This window comes from Cupriavidus sp. 01T418 (genome assembly GCF_056398885.1).
The window spans coordinates 216,007-231,393 of the sequence record NZ_JBFTQG010000003.1 but is presented as its reverse complement, the minus strand read 5'-3'; the positions used below and the strand labels follow the sequence as shown (position 1 = coordinate 231,393).

Sequence of the window (15,387 nt, the reverse complement as noted above, 5' to 3'; positions counted from 1 at the left end):
TGACCACTGGCGGCGCTACAGCCCGTACCGCTTGATCTTGTCGTACAGCGTGGCCTTGCCCACCTGCAGCAGGTCCGCGGCCTGGCTGACCGCGCCGCCGGTGCGCGCCAGCGTATCGGCGATGACAGCGCGCTCGTAGTGTTCCATGCGTTCCTTGAGCGGCGTGGAGTCATCGAGCGCATCGGCGCGCGTGCCGCCCTCGGGCACGCCCAGCACCAGGCGGTCGGCGGCGTTGCGCAGCTCACGCACATTGCCGGGCCAGGCGCGCTGCATCAGCGCCTGGCGCTGCAGTTCGGAGAGGATGGGCGCGGGACGCTGGTAGCGCACCGCGGCCACCAGCATGAAGTGCTCGAACAGCGGCACGATATCCTCGCGCCGCTCGCGCAGCGGGGGCAGCGGGATGGTGACCACGTTCAGCCGGTAGTACAGGTCCTGGCGGAAGGTGCCCTGGGCCACCAGCGCCTCCATATCCCCCTTGGCCGCGGCCACGATGCGCACATCGATTGCGATGGATGCATTGGAGCCGAGCCGCTCCAGCATGCCCTCCTGCAGCACGCGCAGCAGCTTGACCTGCAGCGCCAGCGGCATGCTTTCAATCTCGTCGAGGAACAGCGTGCCGCCCGAGGCATGCTCGAGCTTGCCCACGCGGCGCTTGCCGGCGCCGGTGAAGGCCCCCGCCTCGTGGCCGAACATCTCGCTCTCGAAAATGGACTCCGGCACCGCGCCGCAGTTCAGCGCGACGAACGGCGCGTGGTGCCGGGGCGACAAGGCGTGCAGGCTGCGCGCCACCAGCTCCTTGCCGGTGCCGGTCTCGCCGTTGATCATCACCGGCACGTCGGTGGCGGCCACGTTGGCCACCAGCATGCGCACCTGCTCGATGGCGGGCGAGCGCCCGATGATGCGGGTGCCCGCGGCCGGGCCGGCCAGTTCGCGCCGCAGGGCGAGGTTTTCCAGCTCCAGCGCGCGCCGCTCCAGCGCGCGGCGCACGGTCTCGGTGAGGCGGTCGGCGCCGAAAGGCTTCTCGATAAAGTCGTAGGCACCTTCGCGCATGGCCTGCACGGCCATGGTGATGTCGCCGTGGCCGGTAACCAGGATCACCGGCACGCCCGGCGCCGCGTTGCGGCAGTGCTGCAGCAGGTCCAGGCCGCTGGCGCCGGTGAGCCGCACGTCCGTCACCAGCACGCCAGCAAACTCCGGCGAGAGATGCGGCATGGCGGCTTCGGCCGAGGGTAGCGCCAGCACCGGGAAGCCAGCCAGCTCCAGGCTCTGCGCGGTAGCCTGGCGGACCAGGGGTTCGTCTTCGACGAACAGGACACGCAATCCGTCTTGCATGGCGATGCTCACTCAGTGTGGGTAGGAGAGATGGATCCGCGCGCGGCACGTGGCGCGGCGCCCTCCGGCGAGGGTGCGCGGCGCAGCACCACCACGAATTCGGCGCCACCGCCTTGCCGGTTGGCCGCGCTCAGCTGCCCGCCGAATTCGCGCACGATGGAGGTGGAGATGGCCAGGCCCAGGCCCAGCCCATGGCCGACTTCCTTGGTGGTGAAGAACGGTTCGAACAGCCGGGGCAGGTCGTCGGCGGAAACGCCGGTGCCGTTGTCGCGCACTGCGATGGTGACGGCATTGTCCTGCTCGCTGACCGCCACTTCCACGCAGGGTGCGTCCGGCGCGGCGCTGGCCAGCGCATCGAGCGCGTTGCCGATCAGGTTGAGCAGCACCTGCTCGAGCTTGAGCTCGTCGGCCCACACCGCGGGGCCTGGCGGCTGCGACAAACCCACCACCTCCAGCTTGACCTGGGCAAGCCGCGGCGCCATCAACGCCAGCACATGATCCAGCGCGGCGCGTACATGGACTGCGTGGCGGCGCGCTCGCGCCTTGCCGGCGAACAGCTTGAGCTGGCCGGTGATCTTGCCCATGCGCGTGGTGAGGTCCGCGATGGCGGCGAGGTTGTCGGTGGCGGCATCGAGCTTGCCGCGCTCCAGCAACACGCGGGTGTTGTCGGAGAATGTGCGCAGCGCCGCCAGCGGCTGGTTGAGCTCATGGGTGATGCCTGCTGCCATCTGGCCCAGCGCCGCCAGCTTGCTGGCCTGCACCAGTTCGTCCTGCGCCGCGCGCAGCTCGCTCTCGGCGCGCGTGCGCTCGGCCACCTCGGCTTCCAGTTGCTCGTTGATGGCCATCAGGTCCGCGGTGCGCGCCTCGACGCGGCGCTCCAGTTCGTCGTAAGCGGCTTCGAGCAGTCGCCGGCCATATTCAATGTCGCGCGCGCGCTGGCGACGCTGGCGCCAGGTGAACAGCAGCAGGCACATGCACGCGTAGGCTAGCGCCGCGCCCACGGTGGCATTGCGCGCGCTGGCCAGCACCGGGTCCAGCGAGGCCATCACCTGCATGGTCCAGTTTGCCGGGCCCACCTTGCGGCTGATTTCGAGGTAGCGCTCGGCATTGCCGCCGGTACCGATGCGGACCAGCCGCGCGCCTTCGCCCAGCACGGTGTGGGCGAGCCAGTGCGTGACCGGGGACTGCAGCGCCTCCAGCGGCAACGGCCTGACCGCCTGGTCATGGTACTGGCGCGTGCGGTCCAGTTCGGACTGCAGCTCCGGCGCCAGCGGCAGCAAGGTGCGGTACTGCCAGGCGGGCACCGAGGAGAGAAAGATCACGCCATGGTCGTCGCTCACCATCACCGGCTCGGCGCCGCCCGCGCCCGCGCGCTGGAACCATTCCAGGTTGAGCTTGACCACCGTCACACCCACCACGCGGCTGCCCACCTTCACGGGCTGGGCAATGTAGTAGCCGGGTTCGTCGCTGGTGATGCCGATGGCGTAGAAGCGCCCGATCTCGCCGCGCGCGGCGACCTGGAAGTACGGGCGGAAGCGGTAGTCGGTGCCGACAAAGCTGCCCGGCTGGTCATGGTTGCTGGCAGCCAGCGCCAGGCCGTTGGCGGCGATCACATAGGTGGCCGAAGCCCGCGCGCGGCGGTTGACGTCGGACAGGTAGCGGTTGGCCGCGGCCACCCGCGCGGGATCGCCTGGCGCTGCCAGCAGGTCGTGGACAAAGGGATGGAGCGAGACCAGCGCGGGGAGGAATTCGTAGCGGTCGAGCGTGCTTTCCAGCGTGGCCGCATAGCGGTCGGCGCGGGTGGCCGTGCCCTGCTGCAGGCCATCGATGCCGCGCTGCACCGAGACCAGCCAGGTCAGCGAGCACAGCGCCACCAGGCCCGCGGCCAGCGCCACGGCAAAGCCTCGCCAGTTTCCGCCGCCATCGCCCGGCGCATGCACCAGGCGGGCGGAAGCGGGATCATGCACGGCGAGGAAGTCGTCGGAATGTGGCATCGGCGCAGGCGAAGGAACACGCGCCGATGATACCCGCTGGCGGGCGGCGCCGGCAGGCGCCGCCCCGGCAGCGGGATCCTTAGCGGATGCCGGGGCCGGCTTCGGCAAGGTCGGCTTCTTCATCGCCGCCACGGCGCAGCATGCGGTCAAGCTGCGCGCGGTCCAGTTCATGCTCCCACGCCGACATCACTACCGTCGCCACGCCATTGCCGATGATATTGGTCAGCGCGCGGCATTCGCTCATGAAGCGGTCGATGCCGAGGATCAGCACCATGCCGGCCACCGGAATATCCGGCACCACCGCCAGCGTGGCGGCCAGTGTGATAAAGCCGGAGCCGGTCACGCCGCTGGCGCCCTTGGAGGTGATCATCGCCACGCCCAGGATCGTGATCTGCTGCAGTATCGTGAGCTCGATGCCGGTAGCCTGGGCGATGAAGAGCACCGCCAGGGTCATGTAGATGTTGGTGCCATCCAGGTTGAAGGAGTAGCCCGTGGGCACCACCAGCCCGACCACCGACTTGGAGCAGCCCAGCTTTTCCAGCTTTTCCATCAGATGCGGCAGCGCCGCTTCCGACGAGCTGGTGCCCAGCACGATCAGCAGCTCTTCCTTGATATAGGAGATGAAGCGGATGATGGAGAAACCGGTCAGGCGCGCCACCGTGCCCAGCACCACCAGCACGAAGACGATCGCGGTGAGGTAAAAGGTGCCGATCAGCTTGAGCAGCGGCAGCAGCGAACCCAGGCCGTACTTGCCGATGGTGAAGGCCATCGCGCCGAACGCGCCGAGCGGGGCCACCTTGGTGATCACGTGCACGATGTGGAAGAACACCTTGGAGACCTGCTCGACGAAATCGAACACGATCTTCGAGCGGTCACCCATGGCCGCCAGCGCCGAGCCGAAGAACAGCGAGACCAGCAGGATCTGCAAAATCTCGCCGTTGGCGAACGCGCTGATCATCGTGTCCGGGATGATGTGCATGAAGAACTCGACCGTGCTCTGGCCGTGCGCCTGCGTCACATATTGCGAGATCGCCTTGGTATCGAGCGTGGCCGGGTCGATATTGAAACCCACGCCGGGCTTGAGCAAGTGCGCCGACAGCAGGCCGATCAGCAGTGCGAAGGTGGAGATCACCTCGAAATACAGCAGCGCCTTGCCGCCGACGCGGCCCACCTTCTTCATGTCGCGCATGCCGGCGATGCCGGACACCACGGTACAGAAGATGATCGGCCCGATGATCATTTTGATCAGCTTGATGAAACCATCGCCCAGCGGCTTCATGGCCACGCCGGTACTTGGCCAGAAATGCCCCAGCACGATGCCGACCGCGATCGCGAACAGCACCTGTACGTACAGGATCTTGTAAAAGGGTTTCCTCATGATGTCGTCCTCGGTATTTTGACCGTGCCCGCCGCCGCAGCGGCGGCAGGATCGCGCGTCCTGCAAATGGAACGCGTCTGCCTTGACAGTCGCAACCGCCATGCCAGCGCGGCATGCGGCGCCAAGTGCCTGATTTCAAAAGGAAGCTGGCGAAGCGGACGAATATTCACTCCGATTTTCCGGAAATCCGGAAAATGCGCGTCCGGAGATCCGGACGACCCGGCCCCGGCGGGTGCGCGCTACGCCACCCCGTTGTTGCAATGCAGCAGCCAAGGCATCAAAGCCGGGTTCAAAGCGTCGAACCGTCCCGTATCACACCGTATAATTCAGCCCTTCCACCCATTCCATAGCGGCCGGCGCGCGCCCCGGGCACCTTTTGCCTCCGGTGCCGCACTGCCGCCGAAAAGCCGGAACGCCAGAACGCCGGAAAGCCGACCACGCATGAGCAGCTACTACCAGCACCACGTTTTCTTCTGCCTCAACCAGCGCGAGGACGGCAGCGCCTGCTGCGGCGCGCACAACGCGCAGGCCATGCAGGAATACGCCAAGCAGCGCTGCAAGGCGCTCGGCATCACCGGCGGCGAAGGCCGGGTGCGCATCAACAAGGCGGGCTGCCTGGACCGCTGTGAACTCGGGCCAGTGCTGGTGGTCTATCCCGAGGCCGTCTGGTACACCTTCGTCGACGAGCAGGACATCGACGAAATCATCGAGAGCCATCTGGTGGGCGGCAAGCCGGTCGAACGCCTGATGATCGATCGCTGACCGGTGGCAACGCAGATACGCTGAACCCCAGGGCGCCGCCGCGCTTTAGCCAGTCACCCGCTTCCTGTTTCCATGAACGCGCATACCCAGGTACTTACCGTTACCGGCCCCGCCGGCGCCATCGACATTTCGGTCGACCTGCCCCAGGCCAGCGCCCCGCGCGGCCTTGCGCTGGTGGCACATCCGCATCCGCTGTTCGGTGGCACCAAGGACAACAAGGTGGCGCAGACGCTGGCACGCTGTTTCGTGCAGTTGGGCTACGCCACCGTGCGCCCGAACTTCCGCGGCGTCGGCGGCAGCGCCGGCACCCATGACAACGGCGTGGGCGAGCAGGACGACCTGCTGGCTGTCATTGCCTGGATGCGCACCCAGACCGCATGGTCGCCGGATGCCGCCACACTGCCGCTGGCGCTGGGCGGCTTCTCGTTCGGCAGCTTCGTGGCCAGCCATGTGGCCCGGCGCCTGGCCGAGGCCGGCACGCCGGTGCAGCGCCTGGCCATGGTGGGTACCGCCGCCAGCCGCTGGGAAGTGGCGCCGGTGCCGGCCGATACCATCGTCATCCACGGCGAGCAGGATGACACCGTGCCACTGGCGAGCGTGTTCGACTGGGCTCGCCCGCAGGAGTTGCCGGTGATCGTGATCCCCGGCGCCGACCACTTCTTTCATCGCAAGCTGCACCTGATCAAGCAGCTCGTCGTCAATGCGTGGGACCAGTGACGGAACCGGCGCGCCGCGCCGCCCTGTCGCCGGAAACACTCCCCGTCCCCTTTTCTTTGTCGGAAACTGAAACATGCTGAATAGAGCCACGCCGCTTTTCGCGTCCGCCAACACGTCCGCCCTGGTCACCGCCGCCGTCGTCGGCGCCGCCGTGGTGCTTGCCCCGGCTCCCGTGCGCGCCCAGGGCGTGCCGATGCCGCAGGTGGCGGCCAAGTCCTGGATGCTGTTTGACGTCACCAGCGGCCAGGCACTGGCTTCGCAGAACGCCGATCTGCGTATCGAGCCGGCTTCGCTGACCAAGCTGATGACCGCCTACCTGGCGTTCGCCGCGATCAAGGAAAAGCGCCTCACGATGGACCAGACCGTGGTGCCGACCACCATCGTGCAGAAGGTCAAGAGCGACGAATCGCGCATGTTCCTGGAAGCCAACAAGCMGGTCAGCGTGCGCGACCTGCTGCTGGGGCTGATCGTACAGTCGGGCAACGACGCCTCGCTGGCACTGGCCGAAGCCGTAGGCGGCTCGGAAGAGGGCTTCGTGGCGATGATGAATCGCCAGGCCCAGCAGATGGGCATGAAGAACACCCACTTCAGCAATACCGACGGCATTCCCGATCCGAACCACTACACCACGGCCATGGATCTGGCCACGCTGACCACGCGCCTGATCAAGGACTTCCCCGAGTACTACAGCATGTATTCGCAGAGGGAATTCACCTACAACAAGATCCGCCAGCCCAACCGCAACCGCCTGCTTTACATCGACCCCACCGTGGACGGCCTCAAGACCGGCCACACCAAGTCGGCCGGCTACTGCCTGATCTCTTCGGCCAAGCGTCCGCTGGCCAATGTGCCGAACGGTTCGCGCCGCCTGGTCTCGATCGTGATCGGCACCACCACCGAAGCGGTCCGCACGCAGGAAAGCCTGAAGATCCTGAACTACGGCTTCCAGTTCTTCGACACGCTGCGCCTGTACGACCGCGGCCAGGTGCTGGCCACGCCCGATATCTACAAGGGCAAGGAAGCCACCATCAAGATCGGCGTCAAGGACGAGACCTACATCACCGTGCCCAAGGGCACGGGCGGCCGCATCAAGCCGGTGCTGGAGCGCCAGGAACTGCTGCTGGCCCCGATCACCGCCGGCCAGCAGGTCGGCACGGTCAAGCTGATGGACGGCGCCACCAAGGTGGCCGAGTTCCCGGTGGTGGCGCTGGAAGACGTGCCCGAAGCAGGCTTCTTCGGCCGCTTGTGGGATACCATCCGACTGTGGTTCAAGCGCAAGTAAGCTGGAGGGCCTTGAAATGAGCACCGACAATTCCGGCCAGGGCACGCCGGGCGACGTCCCGCCGCGCGAGTCGCTGATCGAGTATCCCAGCCATTTCCCCATCAAGGTGATGGGGAGCATGCAGGATGGCTTCGCCGAAGCCATCGTGACGCTGGTGCAGGAGTTCGACCCCGGCTTCCATGCCGGCAAGATGGAGATGCGTCCTTCGAGCAAAGGCAACTACCTCGGCCTGACCGTCACGGTATGGGTCACCAGCCGCGAACAGCTCGACGACCTGTACCGCGCGCTGACTTCGCACCCGATGGTGAAGGTGGTGCTGTAGGCGGTCAAGCGATGTGGCAGGCCAGCATTGCGCCGAGCTTGCCGCCATCGTCCCACTCCGCGCCGCCGGGCTCCCCTCGCCCCCCGAGGGGCTGAGGGAGTAACAACATTCAGGCACTTCGGACCGGGTTGGCGCATCCGCCCGGCTTCGATTGGCGCCCAAAACAACAAACCATGAACACCATCACCCTCAAGCCCGGCAAGGAAAAATCCTTGCTGCGCCGCCACCCCTGGGTCTATGCCACCGGCGTGGACACCGTCGAAGGCCGTTGCGAATCCGGCAGCACCGTGATCGTGCGCGCCGCGGACGGCCGTTTCCTGGCGCGCGGGGCCTACAGTCCCACCTCCCAGATTCGCGTGCGGGTGTGGAGCTTCGACGAGAACGAGCCAGTCGATCACGCCATGTTCAAGCGGCGCGTCTGCGCCGCCGTCGCCCATCGCAGGCAGTGGGTCAAGGACAGCGACGCGGTGCGCCTGGTGTTCGGCGAGGCCGACCGCCTGCCGGGACTGGTCGTCGACTACTACGGCAGCGGTGCGAACGGCCAGCTGGTGTGCCAGTTCAACGCGGCGGGCGTCGAGGCGTGGAAGGACGCGCTGGTGCGGGCGCTCGTCAAGGAAACCGGCTGCCCCAACGTCTATGAGCGCTCCGACGCGGCCGTGCGCGAGCGCGAAGGCCTGCCGCTGGTGACGGGCGTGCTGGCGGGTGCCGAGCCCGATCACGCGCTCAACGTGACAGAACATGGCGTGCGCTACTACGTGGACGTACGCAGCGGCCACAAGACGGGCTTCTATGTCGACCAGCGCGACAACCGCAAGCTGGTGGGCGATCTCGCCAATGGCCGCGAGGTGCTCAACTGCTTCTGCTATACCGGCGGCTTCTCGCTGGCGGCGCTGCGCGGCGGCGCCACCTCGGTGACCTCGATCGACTCCTCCGGCGAGGCGCTCAAGACCGCCGCGGGCAACGTCACCCTCAACGGCTTCGACCCCGAGCGTGCGACCTGGCTGGATGCCGATGTCTTCAAGTCGCTGCGCCAGTTCCGCGCCGATGGGCGCCAGTTCGACCTGATCGTGCTCGACCCGCCCAAGTTCGCGCCCTCGGCCCAGCATATCGACCGGGCCGCGCGCGCCTACAAGGAGATCAACCTGGTCGGCCTGCAGTTGCTGCGCCCGGGCGGCCTGCTGTTCACCTATTCCTGCTCGGGCGCGATCAGCATGGAGCTGTTCCAGAAGATCGTGGCGGGCGCGGCCACCGATGCCCGCGCCGACGCGCGCATCCTGCGCCGCCTCTCGGCCGGCACCGACCACCCGATGCTGGCGGCCTTCCCGGAGGGCGAGTATCTCAAGGGCCTGCTGCTGGAAAAGATCTGAAAGCGTGCCGGGATCCACGGCCATCGGCCAGGCATGCACGGCGCCCGCGGGCGCCATTTTTCATGGTGGCGGCGTTGGCGCATGCCATTGGCGCCGCCGTCATGCCGACTTCACGCAAGCGTCTTGGGTTAGTCACAAACGCCACCTATAGTGCGCTGTGCGGATGCGGCATTGGCAGGTGCCCCCCGCCTCTTCCTATCAGTCTTCGTGGTAGTTGCCCCGCGGCGTAGCGGGGTTTTTTTTGCCCTTGTGATCGGCTTGCCACCCAACTTCACCAGTGGTCTATGGTGGAGAGAGCGCCATGCGGGCGTAGATTGCTCCTTCTAGCGCCCGCAAGCCGAAACTCCCTATAATCGAACGATCGTTCATATCCAGGGCGCCACCGGCGCCCCTACGTGGTCCAGGAGACGCCATGCCCGCTGCCAAGCAACTGCCCCAGGTCCTGCAAAACCTGGCGCTGCCCGTGATTGCCTCGCCGATGTTCATCGTCAGCTACCCCGAGCTGGTGCTGGCGCAGTGCAAGGCCGGCATCGTCGGCTCCTTCCCCGCGCTGAACGCGCGCCCGGCCGAGATGCTGAGCGAGTGGCTCACGCAGATGGAAGCAGAACTCGCCAGCTTCCGCGCCGCCAATCCCGGCAAGCCGGTGGGCCCGATCGCGGTCAACCAGATCGTGCATGTCTCCAACGCGCGGCTGGACCATGACATCAAGGTGTGCGTGGACCATAAGGTGCCCATCCTCATCACCTCGCTGCGCGCGCCGCCCAAGGAAATGATCGATGCGGTGCACAGCTATGGCGGCATCGTGCTGCACGATGTCATCAGCATCCGCCATGCCGAGAAGGCGATCGAGGCCGGCGTGGATGGCCTGATCCTGGTGGCCGCCGGCGCCGGCGGCCACGCCGGTACGCTGTCGCCGTTCGCGCTGGTGGGCGAGGTGCGCAAGCTCTTCGACGGCGTGATTGCACTGTCGGGCTCGATCGCCACCGGCGAGTCCGTGCTGGCCGCGCAGGCGATGGGCGCGGACTTCGCCTACGTGGGCACCCGCTTCATTGCCTCGCAGGAAGCCCACGCCAGCGAGACCTACAAGCAGTCGATCACCACCTCCGCCGCGGCCGACATCGTCTACACCAACCTGTTCACCGGTGTGCACGGCAATTACATCCGCGAGAGCATCGAGGCGTCGGGGCTGGATCCCGACAATCTGCCCGAGGCCGACAAGACCAAGATGGACTTCTCCAGCGGCGCTTCCAAGGCCAAGGCATGGAAGGATGTATGGGGCGCCGGCCAGGGCGTGGGCCAGATCCACGACATCCCCACCGCCGGCGAAATCGTGGCACGCATGCAGGCCGAGTACAACGAGGCCCGCGCCCGCCTGGGGCTGGCGGTCTGAGCGCGTTGCCCGCGTAACGCACTGAGTGCGCGGAGCGCGCTCAGTCGTAGCTGCGCGCGTCCTCGATCACCTTGCCATCCTGCGGCAGCGCGCCCGCCGCCACGAAACGCACCTCGCCGCGCAGGCGCATCACCTCCCGCAGCGATTCGCCGATGGCCTGGGCCAGGCCCGCGTCGTCGCGCGTGGCGTCGCAATACAGGGTCATCACATCGGCGCCGACGCTGCCCGTCACCACCAGGCGCGCGGCGCGCACTTCGGGATGGCGCCGCATCACCTCACCCACCTGGCCGGGATGCACGAACATGCCCTTGACCTTGGTGGTCTGGTCGGCACGGCCCAGCCAGCCCTTCAGCCGCAGGTTGGTGCGCCCGCAGGGGCTGGCACGTTCGCCCGAACCGGCGACGAACGCGGAGAGGTCGCCCGTGCCGAAGCGGATCAGCGGATAGTCGCCGTTGCCGAGCACCGTCACCACCACCTCGCCGGTCTCGCCTTCGGGCATCGGCTGCGTGCCACCCGGCTCGACGATCTCGACCAGCACGTTTTCGTCCACCACCCAGCCATCGCCGCCCTTGGTCTCGTAGGCGATCAGGCCCACGTCGGCGCTGCCGTACATCTGCTGCACGCGGATGCCGCGCTCGCCAAACCACGCGCGCAACGAGGGCGGGAGTGCCTCGCCGGACACCAGTGCCTTGCTCAGGGCCGGGGACGGCAGGCCGAGTTCATCGCCCTTTTCCAGCAGCACTTTGAGAAAGGAGGGCGTGCCCGCGTAGGCTGCCGGCTGCAGGCTCGCCAACGCCTGCACCTGCGATTCGGTCTGCCCCACGCCGGCCGGAAACACGCAGCAACCCAGGCGATGGGCGCCGCTTTCCATCATCATGCCGGCCGGCGTGAAGTGATAGGAGAAGGTGTTGTAGACCAGGTCGCCCGCGCGGAAGCCCGCGGCGAACATGGCGCGCGCGATGCGCCACCAGTCGGCGCCATGCCCGTCCGGCTCGTGGATCGGCCCCGGCGACTGGAAGATATGCCGCAAGCCGCCCAGCGGCGTCGCATTGAGCCCGCCCAGCGGCGGCATCGCCTTCTGCCGCGCGGTCAGTTCGGACTTGCGTGTCACGGGCAACGCCGCCAGCGCGGCCAGCGAATCCAGCCCGCGCGGATCCACGTCGCGCAAGATCTCCGCAAAATACGGCGCATGCGCCTTGGCATGGGCAACCTGGCGCGACAAGGCGTCCAGCAGCGCCTGCAGGCGGACGTGCGGCGTGCGCGTTTCGAGCGAATCGAAGTATTCAGACATGGTGCGTAGTTCGCGTAGGTAAGTCGCGTAGGTAAGTCGCGTAGATGAGTCGCGTAGATGAGTCGCGTGATGAACCGCCTGTCAGGCTAGCCAGCGCTTGCGGCGGCGATAGCTTTTTACGTCGCGGAAGGAGCTTCGCCCACCGCCCTCGCCATCGCTCGCAGCCACGCCCAGGTAAAACTCCTTCACGTCCTCATTGGTGCGCAGCGCCTGCGCCGCGCCATCCATCACGACGCGCCCGTTCTCCAGGATGTAGCCGTAGTCCGCATAGCGCAGCGCCACCATGGTGTTCTGCTCGGCCAGCAGGAAGCTGACCTTCTCGCGCTGGTTGAGGTCGCGCACGATCTCGAAAATCTCCTCGACGATCTGCGGCGCCAGGCCCATCGACGGCTCGTCGAGCAGGATCATGGCGGGCTTGGCCATCATGGCCCGGCCAATCGCGCACATCTGCTGCTCGCCGCCGGAGGTATAGCCTGCCTGCGACTTGCGGCGCGTCTTCAGGCGGGGGAAGTAATCGTAGATACGTTCCAGCGCATCGCGCGTCTCGCTGCGCGACAAGCCGCGCGTATAGGCGCCGGTGAGCAGGTTCTCCTCCAGCGTCAGGTGGGCAAAGCAATGCCGCCCCTCCATCACCTGGATCACGCCGCGCTTGACGAGTTCGTTGGGCGTGAGCCGGTCGACCCGGTTGCCGCGGTACTCGATCGAGCCCTTGGTGACGTCGCCGCGCTCGGCATGCAGCAGATTGGAGATGGCCTTGAGCGTGGTGGTCTTGCCCGCGCCGTTGGCGCCCAGCAGCGCCACGATCCGGCCCTCCGGCACGTCGAGCGAAACGCCCTTGAGCACCAGGATGACGTGGTCGTAGATGACTTCGATATTGTTGACGGACAACAGGCTCATGATGCGGCTCGGTTGGTGGTACCTGGCTTGCGGGAGCGCCCTGAGGCGTCGCCGCATCCTTGCCCTCTCGCCCGCTTGCGGGAGAGAGGTTGGGGGAGAGCGGAGCAGACAATCAGCATGCAGCGACGCCAGCTGATCCCGCCAGCCCGCTCAGGACTTCATGCACGAGGGCGAAATTCCCTTCTCTTTCGCGAACTGCGCGGCACTGGCCTTGAACAGCGGATGGATCAGGTTCTTGTTGCCTTCGATCCAGTCCGACACCACGACCCACTTGGTGCCATCCCACTGCTGGATCTTCACCTTGCCCGAGCCTTCATGGTTGTCGCAGCTGGTCTTGATCTCCGGCAGCAGGCCGGTCGCACCCAGTTGCTGCAAGCGGGCGTTGGTCAGGTTGAGGTTCTCGAAGGCCCAGCGCATGTCCTCGCCACTCATGACCTTGCCCTTGCCGTACTTGCCCTGCGCCACGCGAATCGCTTCCACCGTCACCACCGCGGCCGATACGCCACGGTTGTAGAGCACCGAGCCGACCTTGTTGCGGTCCTGCATATTGCCCTTGCCGGCGCCGTAGACCACCTTGTCGATATCGGCGATCACGGGCACGCCCTTGCCGGCCACGTTCCAGGTCGCGCTCATGTAACCCTTGGCGGCGTCGCCGGCGGGCACGGTGTCCTCCTCGGAGCCGGCCCACCACGAGCCGATCATCTTGTCGCGTGAGAAGCCCACCTTCTGCGCGGCCTTGAGCGCGGTCTGGTTCATCACGCCCCAGCCCCAGAAGATCACGTAGTCAGGATTCTCCTGGCGGATCTTGAGCCACTGCGCGCCCTGCTCGTTGCCGGGGTGTGCCACCGGAATCTCGACAAGGTTGAACTTGCCGAGCTTGGCTTCGGCCTCCAGCGCCACGATCGGCTCCTTGCCATAGGCCGAGTCGTGATACAGGTAGACGATCTTCTTGCCCGCCAGCGAGCCGCCGCTCCTGGAGGCCAGGAACTTGACGATGGCCGACACCTGCATCTGGTAGGTGGTGACCAGCGGGAAGGCATAGGGGAAGACCGAGCCGTCCACCGCATCGGTGCGTCCATAACCCATCATCACCAGCGGCACCTTGTCGGCTGCGGTCTTGTCCACCAGCGCGTAGGAGATGCCGGTCGACATGGTGTGGTAGGCGGTGCCCTTGGTGGCCGCGCTCTTGCTCTTGAGCCGCTCGTAGCACTCCACGCCCTTGGCGTTGTTGTACTCCGTCTCGCACTCTTCCCAGGAGAGCTTCACGCCATTCACGCCGCCTTCCTTGAGGTTGACGTAGTTCAGGTAGTCGACAAAGCCGCCGTAGAAGGACTGCCCATTGGCGCCATAAGGGCCGACGCGATAGCTGGGCAAGGCGACGAACTGCTCGCCGCTTTGCGCTTGCACCGCCAGCGGCGCGAGCAGCGCCGCAGAGGCGCCCAGCGCGAGGGCAATGCGCTGCAGATTGCGAATCAGGATGGTCATGACTGTCTCCTTCACCTTGGCAGGTGTGTTTGTTATGAGATACCCGTTTGCCCGGTCCAGCCTAAAAAAACGTCGATGCGATAAGACTCAATGGGGGAATGGCCACAGCCGCAGCTTCTCCTTGGCGATCTGCCACAGCCGCGCCAGGCCGTGCGGTTCCACCACCAGGAAGAAGATGATCAGGGCGCCGAACACCATCAACTGGATATGCGACACCGCGGCATTGGTAAAAGGCAGGTGCAACAGCGCGGCCAGCGGCGGCAGCACGTTGTCCAGGAAGATCGGCAGCAACAGGATGAAGGCTGCGCCAAGGAAGGCGCCGAGGATGCTGCCCACGCCGCCGATGATGATCATGAAGAGCACGCGGAAGGACAGGTCGAGCGAGAATCCGTCCGGCTCTACCGAGCCCAGGTAGCAGAACGCATAGAGCGCGCCGGCCACGCCGCAGTAGAACGAGCTGACGGCGAATGCCAGCAGCTTGGTGCGCATCAGCGGAATGCCGATGACCTCGGCCGCCACGTCCATGTCGCGCACCGACATCCACGCGCGCCCGGTGGACGAGCGCACCATGTTCTTTGCGGCGATGGCCAGCACGGTCACCAGCATCAGCACGAAGAGATATTTCTTCACCGGCGTATCGATGGCGATGCCGAACAGGTTCAGCTGCTGCGCGGTGATCACGCCCGAGGAACTGTTGTTGGAGAACCAGGGAAACTTGGTCAGCGCCCACACCACGAAGAACTGCGCGGCCAAAGTGGCCACGGCAAGGTAGAAGCCCTTGATGCGCAGCGACGGCAGGCCGAAGGCAACGCCCACCAGCGCCGCCGACAATCCCGCCAGGATGAAGGTCAGCAGCACCGGCAGCCCTTCGATGCGCAACTGGAAGTTGTAGGCCGCGTACGCACCCACGGCCATGAAGGCCGCCGTGCCAAGCGAGAGCTGTCCCGCGTAGCCGGTGAGGATATTCAGCCCGAGCGCGGCCAGCGCGAAAATCAGGAACGGGATCAGGATGGCCGAGAACCAGTATTCCGAGCCGATGAGCGGAATCGCGATAAAGGCCACTGCCATCAGCACCGCAAAGCCGATGCGGTCCTGGCGGATGGGGAAGATCTGGCTGTCGGCCACATAGCTGGTCTTGAACTGGCCGGATTCACGGTAGAACATATTGTT

General features: G+C 66.2%; 13 protein-coding genes. 6 read left to right on the top strand and 7 right to left on the bottom strand.

Annotated features, from left to right (window positions below):
* Nucleotides 1-15: 15 nt before the first annotated feature.
* The 3 genes from AC1DQ3_RS05265 to AC1DQ3_RS05255 all read right to left on the bottom strand — a co-directional run bounded on the left by AC1DQ3_RS05265 (nucleotide 16) and on the right by AC1DQ3_RS05255 (nucleotide 4,707).
* A complete protein-coding gene (locus AC1DQ3_RS05265; RefSeq protein WP_477119123.1) occupies nucleotides 16-1,332 on the bottom strand; it encodes a sigma-54-dependent transcriptional regulator in 1,317 nt (438 codons plus the stop codon).
* Nucleotides 1,333-1,340: 8 nt separating this feature from the next.
* Entirely contained in the window at nucleotides 1,341-3,326 is a 1,986-nt protein-coding gene (locus AC1DQ3_RS05260) for a sensor histidine kinase (protein ID WP_477119122.1), read from the bottom strand.
* Nucleotides 3,327-3,405: 79 nt separating this feature from the next.
* Nucleotides 3,406-4,707, bottom strand: a complete 1,302-nt coding sequence (locus AC1DQ3_RS05255) for a dicarboxylate/amino acid:cation symporter (protein WP_477119258.1) — start codon at nucleotides 4,705-4,707, stop codon at nucleotides 3,406-3,408.
* A gap of 438 nt (nucleotides 4,708-5,145) precedes the next feature.
* Between AC1DQ3_RS05255 and AC1DQ3_RS05250 the strand changes: the two genes are divergently transcribed.
* From AC1DQ3_RS05250 to AC1DQ3_RS05225, 6 genes are all read left to right on the top strand, one after another.
* Nucleotides 5,146-5,466, top strand: coding sequence for a (2Fe-2S) ferredoxin domain-containing protein (locus AC1DQ3_RS05250; RefSeq protein ID WP_477119121.1), 321 nt, complete (start codon nucleotides 5,146-5,148; stop codon nucleotides 5,464-5,466).
* Nucleotides 5,467-5,538: 72 nt separating this feature from the next.
* Nucleotides 5,539-6,183: an alpha/beta hydrolase gene (locus AC1DQ3_RS05245; protein WP_477119120.1), complete on the top strand. Its 645-nt coding sequence runs from the start codon at nucleotides 5,539-5,541 to the stop codon at nucleotides 6,181-6,183.
* 73 nt (nucleotides 6,184-6,256) lie between these two features.
* Nucleotides 6,257-7,465, top strand: a complete 1,209-nt coding sequence (locus AC1DQ3_RS05240) for a D-alanyl-D-alanine carboxypeptidase family protein (RefSeq protein WP_477119119.1) — start codon at nucleotides 6,257-6,259, stop codon at nucleotides 7,463-7,465.
* 16 nt (nucleotides 7,466-7,481) lie between these two features.
* Nucleotides 7,482-7,787, top strand: a complete 306-nt coding sequence (locus AC1DQ3_RS05235; protein ID WP_477119118.1) for an HP0495 family protein — start codon at nucleotides 7,482-7,484, stop codon at nucleotides 7,785-7,787.
* 173 nt (nucleotides 7,788-7,960) lie between these two features.
* The gene (locus tag AC1DQ3_RS05230) at nucleotides 7,961-9,154 is read left to right on the top strand and encodes a class I SAM-dependent rRNA methyltransferase (RefSeq protein ID WP_477119117.1); all 1,194 of its coding nucleotides are present in this window, start codon (nucleotides 7,961-7,963) and stop codon (nucleotides 9,152-9,154) included.
* A 412-nt stretch (nucleotides 9,155-9,566) separates the two neighbouring features.
* Entirely contained in the window at nucleotides 9,567-10,544 is a 978-nt protein-coding gene (locus AC1DQ3_RS05225) for an NAD(P)H-dependent flavin oxidoreductase (RefSeq protein WP_477119116.1), read from the top strand.
* Between the two features lie 40 nt (nucleotides 10,545-10,584).
* Here AC1DQ3_RS05225 and AC1DQ3_RS05220 read toward each other — a convergent pair whose 3' ends face one another.
* The 4 genes from AC1DQ3_RS05220 to AC1DQ3_RS05205 all read right to left on the bottom strand — a co-directional run bounded on the left by AC1DQ3_RS05220 (nucleotide 10,585) and on the right by AC1DQ3_RS05205 (nucleotide 15,381).
* On the bottom strand, nucleotides 10,585-11,835 hold the full coding sequence (locus AC1DQ3_RS05220) for a phenylacetate--CoA ligase family protein (RefSeq protein WP_477119115.1): 1,251 nt from the start codon (nucleotides 11,833-11,835) through the stop codon (nucleotides 10,585-10,587).
* Nucleotides 11,836-11,916: 81 nt separating this feature from the next.
* Entirely contained in the window at nucleotides 11,917-12,732 is an 816-nt protein-coding gene (locus AC1DQ3_RS05215; protein ID WP_477119114.1) for an ABC transporter ATP-binding protein, read from the bottom strand.
* A gap of 150 nt (nucleotides 12,733-12,882) precedes the next feature.
* Nucleotides 12,883-14,217 carry an ABC transporter substrate-binding protein gene (locus AC1DQ3_RS05210; protein ID WP_477119113.1) on the bottom strand — a complete coding sequence of 445 codons (1,335 nt, stop codon included), beginning with the start codon at nucleotides 14,215-14,217 and terminating at the stop codon, nucleotides 12,883-12,885.
* An 87-nt stretch (nucleotides 14,218-14,304) separates the two neighbouring features.
* On the bottom strand, nucleotides 14,305-15,381 hold the full coding sequence (locus AC1DQ3_RS05205; RefSeq protein WP_477119112.1) for a branched-chain amino acid ABC transporter permease: 1,077 nt from the start codon (nucleotides 15,379-15,381) through the stop codon (nucleotides 14,305-14,307).
* Between the last annotated feature and the right edge of the window lie 6 nt (nucleotides 15,382-15,387).

What these genes read in the sequence shown, in the direction of transcription:
- AC1DQ3_RS05225 (WP_477119116.1), top strand. Translation starts at nt 9,567, where the DNA reads ATGCCCGCTGCCAAGCAACTGCCCCAGGTCCTGCAAAACCTGGCGCTG.
- AC1DQ3_RS05245 (WP_477119120.1), top strand. Translation starts at nt 5,539, where the DNA reads ATGAACGCGCATACCCAGGTACTTACCGTTACCGGCCCCGCCGGCGCC.
- AC1DQ3_RS05220 (WP_477119115.1), bottom strand. Translation starts at nt 11,835, where the DNA reads ATGTCTGAATACTTCGATTCGCTCGAAACGCGCACGCCGCACGTCCGC.
- AC1DQ3_RS05265 (WP_477119123.1), bottom strand. Translation starts at nt 1,332, where the DNA reads ATGCAAGACGGATTGCGTGTCCTGTTCGTCGAAGACGAACCCCTGGTC.
- AC1DQ3_RS05230 (WP_477119117.1), top strand. Translation starts at nt 7,961, where the DNA reads ATGAACACCATCACCCTCAAGCCCGGCAAGGAAAAATCCTTGCTGCGC.
- AC1DQ3_RS05210 (WP_477119113.1), bottom strand. Translation starts at nt 14,217, where the DNA reads ATGACCATCCTGATTCGCAATCTGCAGCGCATTGCCCTCGCGCTGGGC.
- AC1DQ3_RS05235 (WP_477119118.1), top strand. Translation starts at nt 7,482, where the DNA reads ATGAGCACCGACAATTCCGGCCAGGGCACGCCGGGCGACGTCCCGCCG.
- AC1DQ3_RS05215 (WP_477119114.1), bottom strand. Translation starts at nt 12,732, where the DNA reads ATGAGCCTGTTGTCCGTCAACAATATCGAAGTCATCTACGACCACGTC.
- AC1DQ3_RS05260 (WP_477119122.1), bottom strand. Translation starts at nt 3,326, where the DNA reads ATGCCACATTCCGACGACTTCCTCGCCGTGCATGATCCCGCTTCCGCC.
- AC1DQ3_RS05205 (WP_477119112.1), bottom strand. Translation starts at nt 15,381, where the DNA reads ATGTTCTACCGTGAATCCGGCCAGTTCAAGACCAGCTATGTGGCCGAC.
- AC1DQ3_RS05250 (WP_477119121.1), top strand. Translation starts at nt 5,146, where the DNA reads ATGAGCAGCTACTACCAGCACCACGTTTTCTTCTGCCTCAACCAGCGC.